The sequence below is a fragment of the Candidatus Schekmanbacteria bacterium genome (assembly GCA_003695725.1).
Lineage (GTDB): Bacteria > Schekmanbacteria > GWA2-38-11 > GWA2-38-11 > J061 > J061.
The window spans coordinates 1-4928 of record RFHX01000217.1 but is presented as its reverse complement, the minus strand read 5'-3'; the positions used below and the strand labels follow the sequence as shown (position 1 = coordinate 4928).

Sequence of the window (4928 nt, the reverse complement as noted above, 5' to 3'; positions counted from 1 at the left end):
TCATTATACTTTACAAAAAAAAAATTAATTTTTAAAAATAATGATGAATTCTACATTTGATAAATGATATGGAAAGTGCTGAAAAAAAATATAAGAATTTGAAAAGAATAATAAGTGAATATGGAAATCTTCTTGTTGCCTTCTCTGGAGGAGTAGACAGTACTTTTTTATTGAAGACAGCAAAAGATGTTTTAGGGGAAAATGTGATTGCAGTTTCCGCATTGTCGGAGACATATGTTCGTGAAGAGCTTGAAACAGCCAAAAAAATGGCAGAAAAAATAGGTGTAAAGCATATAATAATAGAATCGAAGGAAGTCGATATTCCACAATTTAGAGAAAATCCACCCGACCGTTGCTATTACTGTAAGTACGAACTTTTTTCTCTTCTTAAAAAGATTGCAGCTGAGAATGGAATCAGGTATGTGGCAGACGGCACTAATTACAATGATGTTAGAAATGACCATCGTCCCGGAATGAGGGCAGCGCAGGAGCTTGGAGTTGTCAGTCCTCTTTATGAAGCCAAATTGAATAAAGAGGAAATCCGTTATTTATCAAAAAATATTGGCTTGGAAACATGGAATAAGCCGGAAATGGCTTGTCTCTCATCACGTTTCCCTTATGGGACAGATATTACCCGTGAAAAACTTCAAACCATAGATGAAGCAGAACGTTTTTTGAGAGGTCTTGGTTTTAAACAGCTTCGTGTAAGACATCATGGCGATACAGCTCGAATCGAGATTGAACAAGAATCTTTGAAACGTTTTTCAGATGACAATATGCGGATATCTGTAGTTGATAAATTCAAGTCTCTTGGCTTTAAATATGTAGCTCTTGATCTTGAAGGATATAGACGCGGTAGTATGAATTGAGGATGATACGCTAATTGTTTTCAACAGCAAAATCATTGACAAATAATGTTTTTTTGTATTATAAGGTCTGACTTCTAAATTAATCGGCATTTTTGAATTTTCAAGAAATATATGGCATTTAAGTTGTTGAGAGGATGAAGTAAAAATAGTTGATGGATGGCGCAATCAATCTTTTTAAGCCTTCGGGCATCACATCGTTCAAGGCGACAGAGCAAGTAAAAAAAATAACAGGCGCTAAGAAGTGTGGTCACGGCGGCACTTTAGACCCTTTAGCTGAAGGGGTGCTTCCTATCTTTCTCAATAAAGCAACAAAGATAATTCCTTTTTTGAAAAATAGTGAAAAATCTTATGTGGCGACAATCAGGCTGGGAATTATTACAGATACGATGGACTCAGAAGGAAGAGTCATAGAGGAAGTTAGGGATTGTGAAATCCCGTCTATTGCAAAGGTGGAGGAGATAGTAAAAAACTTTGAAGGAGAAATTGAACAAAAGCCTCCAGTCTATTCGGCTGTAAAGTATAAAGGCCATAAACTATACGAATATGCTCGAAAGAATATTGCGGTTGATAGGAGAGCGAGAAGAGTAAAGATCAACAAGATCGATATAGTTTTTTATGAGTTTCCTTTTTTGAAAATAAATGTTATTTGTTCTTCTGGCACATATATAAGATCTTTGGCAGATGATATTGGAAGAATGCTTGGATGTGGAGGCCATATATCGAGTCTTTTGCGAACGAGGAGCGGTATGTTTACACTTGAAGACACAATTACATTGGAGGAATTGAAAAAGAGGAATGGCATAGATACAGATGATAAATATTTTAAAAAAGTAGATGAACTTCTCTCTGATTACAAAGAGGCACGCATACCTGATACTCTGAAAAGAAACTTGCTGAATGGTCTGCCCTTTTCGTCAGAGGATATAAAAGGGGTTAGCGATAAAATAAAAGAAAATGAATATCTTAAAGTGAAAGATTCCAATGATAAGATAATCGCAATTGTTCAAAGTGTTTCAAAAAAAAGCGCTACCGGTTCTGAAAAGAATTTTATTTTTAAAGTGAAAAGAGTTTTTAACTGAAGGAGGAAAAGAGTGGTTTTAACCAAAGAAAAAAAAGATGAAATAAAAGCAAAATTCAGGCTTCATGAAAATGACACGGGTTCACCCGAAGTCCAAATTGCCTTATTGACAGAAAGAATCAACTATTTGACAGAACATTTTAGAATTCACAAAAAAGACCATCACTCAAGACGGGGTCTTTTGAAACTTGTCAGCAAGAGACGGAAGCTTCTTGAATACCTAAAAAGGCGAAACTATGAAAGTTATATAAATGTTATTCGCCAATTAGGTATAAGAAAATAAAGACATTAGTATAAGGAAGAAAATTAAATGGTAAAGAAGCATATTGATTTGTACGGCACTCCATTCATTATGGAGACAGGTAAAGTTGCAAAACAGGCAAATGGCGCAGTTGTCGTCAGACAGGGAGATGTGGTAGTACTCGTTACAGCTGTAACATCGAAGAATGATAGAGAAGGAATAGATTTTCTTCCCTTTACGGTAGAATATCGTGAGAAAACCTATGCAGCAGGTAAAATTCCCGGTGGTTTTTTTAAACGTGAAGGGAGACCCAATGAGAAAGAGATTTTGACATCACGCCTCATTGACAGACCCTTAAGGCCTTTATTCCCAGATGGCTATAGAAAAGATATTCAAATAATAGCAAATGTTCTCTGTACAGATCAGGAAAATGATACTGATATAGCGGCTATGAATGGAGCGTCTGCTGCATTGTTGATTTCTGATATTCCTTTTACAACACCTGTTGCGGCCGTCAGAGTTGGTCTTATCGATGGGAAGATGAAGATTAATCCCACTTTTGATGAATTAGACAATAGCCTTATTGATATTGTTGTTGCCGGCACGAGGGATGCTGTCCTAATGGTTGAGGGTGAAAGTAGGGAAGTTTCAGAAGAGCAAATGCTTGAAGCAATCTTTTTTGGCCATGAAAATCTTTTACCATTGATCGAACTTCAAGAAGAGCTCAGAAAAGAAGTCGGTAAGCCCAAAAATGAAGTGCAGGATACAAAAAAATTTGAAATAGATTCTGTTATCAGGGAAAAAACAGAATCAGCTCTTAGCAGAGCAATAGCGGTAAGAGAAAAACTTGCAAGACAGGAAGCAGTTGAGAAGGTTTTCAATGATCTTTTAGAGGAGATAAATCCTGAGGAAGATCAAGTTTTGGAATTCAAAAGCGCATTTGAAAAAATGGAAAAGAGATGTGTACGAAAAATGATTTTAGATGATGCTGTGAGAGCAGATGGAAGAAAATATGATGAAATTAGGCCTATAAGCTGTGAGGTTGGGGTTCTTCCTCGAACACATGGTTCATCTCTCTTTACAAGAGGTGAAACACAGTCATTGAGTATCGTAACATTGGGTTCGGCAGATGACGAACAGAGAGTTGACGCTCTTGAAGGAGAAGAAAGAAAAGCATTTATGCTTCATTACAATTTTCCTCCCTTTTCAGTAGGTGAGGTGAGCAATCGTCTTGCAACAGGAAGAAGAGAGATAGGACACGGCAATCTTGCTGAAAGGGCGCTGAAAGCTGTTATGCCTGATTCAGAAAATTTTCCATATACTGTTCGTGTAGTATCGGAGATTTTAGAATCTAATGGTTCTTCCTCGATGGCGACAGTTTGCGCAGGTTCCCTTGCGCTTATGGATGCAGGTGTTCCAATAAGAAAAGCTGTGGCTGGCATAGCAATGGGGCTAATAAAAGAAGATGAGAAAACGGTTATTCTTTCAGACATCTTGGGTTTAGAAGACCATTGTGGAGATATGGATTTTAAAGTTGCCGGAACAAAGGATGGCATTACGGCATTCCAAATGGATGTAAAAATTTCAGGTGTAACAAAGGAGATCGTCAGCAGAGCACTTGAGCAAGCTAAAGCAGGACGCCTCTATATCCTTGAAAAAATGAATGAAACCATAGCTGAACCACGGTCCAGTATGTCTGAATATGCGCCTAAAATAGTCACTATTCACATAAATCCTTCCAAGATTGGCGAAGTTATAGGACCTGGAGGTAAAAATATACGCAGTATCATAGAAGAAACAGGCGCAAAGATAGATATTGAAGACGACGGCAGGGTGAATGTTTCAGCTGTTGATTCTGCTTCAGCGGACAAGGCAATCGAAATCATAAAGCATATGACCGAAGAGCCAGAAATAGGCAAAATTTACAACGGCAAAGTAAAAAAGATAGTAGATTTTGGCGCATTTGTGGAAATTCTTCCAAATACGGAAGGTTTAGTCCATATTTCGGAATTGTGCGACTATCGAGTAAAAGCAGTTAGAGATGTCCTCAAAGAGGGGGACATAGTTCCTGTCAAACTCATAGATATAGATAGGGAAAATAGGCTTAGGTTAAGCCGTAAGGAAGCTCTCCGCTCAATTGGAAAAGAAAAAAAATAGTTCCTATCATAAAATGTTTTTTAGAAAATATCTCCCCGGAGGGGCAACACTTGTCGCAGAATATGTTCCCTATGTAAGATCCGTCTCAGTGGGCGTGTGGATTAATTTTGGTTCCCGAGACGAGCCGGAAAAATATAATGGTTTGTCTCATTTCATTGAACATTTGCTTTTCAAAGGCACAGCAAAACGCACTGCAAAGGATATTGCAACAGTAATAGACAGAATTGGTGGTTATTGTGATGCCTTTACAAGCAGGGAATATACCTGTTTCTATATTCAATCGGTTGATTCACATATTGAAACTTTATTTGAACTTCTTTCAGATATTCTGTTAAACTCATCTTTTTCACTTCAAGAATTCAAACGAGAAAAAAAAGTAATTATCGAAGAAATAAAAATGACTTCAGATATTCCTGATGAAGACCTATTCGACATTTTTTTCAAAACTATCTTTGCTAATCATCCTTTGGGCACTCGCGGAGAGCGCCGCGCAGGCCGCCGAGAAAGCCGGCGCCTGAGCCGGGCGAGGTCCGGCATCCGTCTTCGGGACCGTGGAAGCGGCGCGGTCCCGAACGCCGCCGCC

5 protein-coding genes are annotated in these 4928 nt (G+C 38.2%); all 5 read left to right on the top strand.

Annotation, left to right across the window (positions count from 1 at the left end):
* Nucleotides 1–68 precede the first annotated feature (68 nt).
* Entirely contained in the window at nt 69–869 is an 801-nt protein-coding gene (gene larE / locus D6734_08500) for an ATP-dependent sacrificial sulfur transferase LarE (protein RMF94128.1), read from the top strand.
* Between the two features lie 152 nt (nt 870–1021).
* Nucleotides 1022–1948 carry a tRNA pseudouridine(55) synthase TruB gene (gene truB / locus D6734_08495; GenBank protein RMF94127.1) on the top strand — a complete coding sequence of 309 codons (927 nt, stop codon included), beginning with the start codon at nt 1022–1024 and terminating at the stop codon, nt 1946–1948.
* A 12-nt stretch (nt 1949–1960) separates the two neighbouring features.
* Nucleotides 1961–2230: a 30S ribosomal protein S15 gene (locus D6734_08490; protein RMF94126.1), complete on the top strand. Its 270-nt coding sequence runs from the start codon at nt 1961–1963 to the stop codon at nt 2228–2230.
* Nucleotides 2231–2257: 27 nt separating this feature from the next.
* The gene (pnp, locus tag D6734_08485) at nt 2258–4345 is read left to right on the top strand and encodes a polyribonucleotide nucleotidyltransferase (protein RMF94125.1); all 2088 of its coding nucleotides are present in this window, start codon (nt 2258–2260) and stop codon (nt 4343–4345) included.
* The coding region (locus D6734_08480; protein RMF94124.1) for an insulinase family protein at nt 4326–4928 on the top strand (603 nt) is incomplete at its 3' end. The genes pnp and D6734_08480, both read left to right, overlap by 20 nt.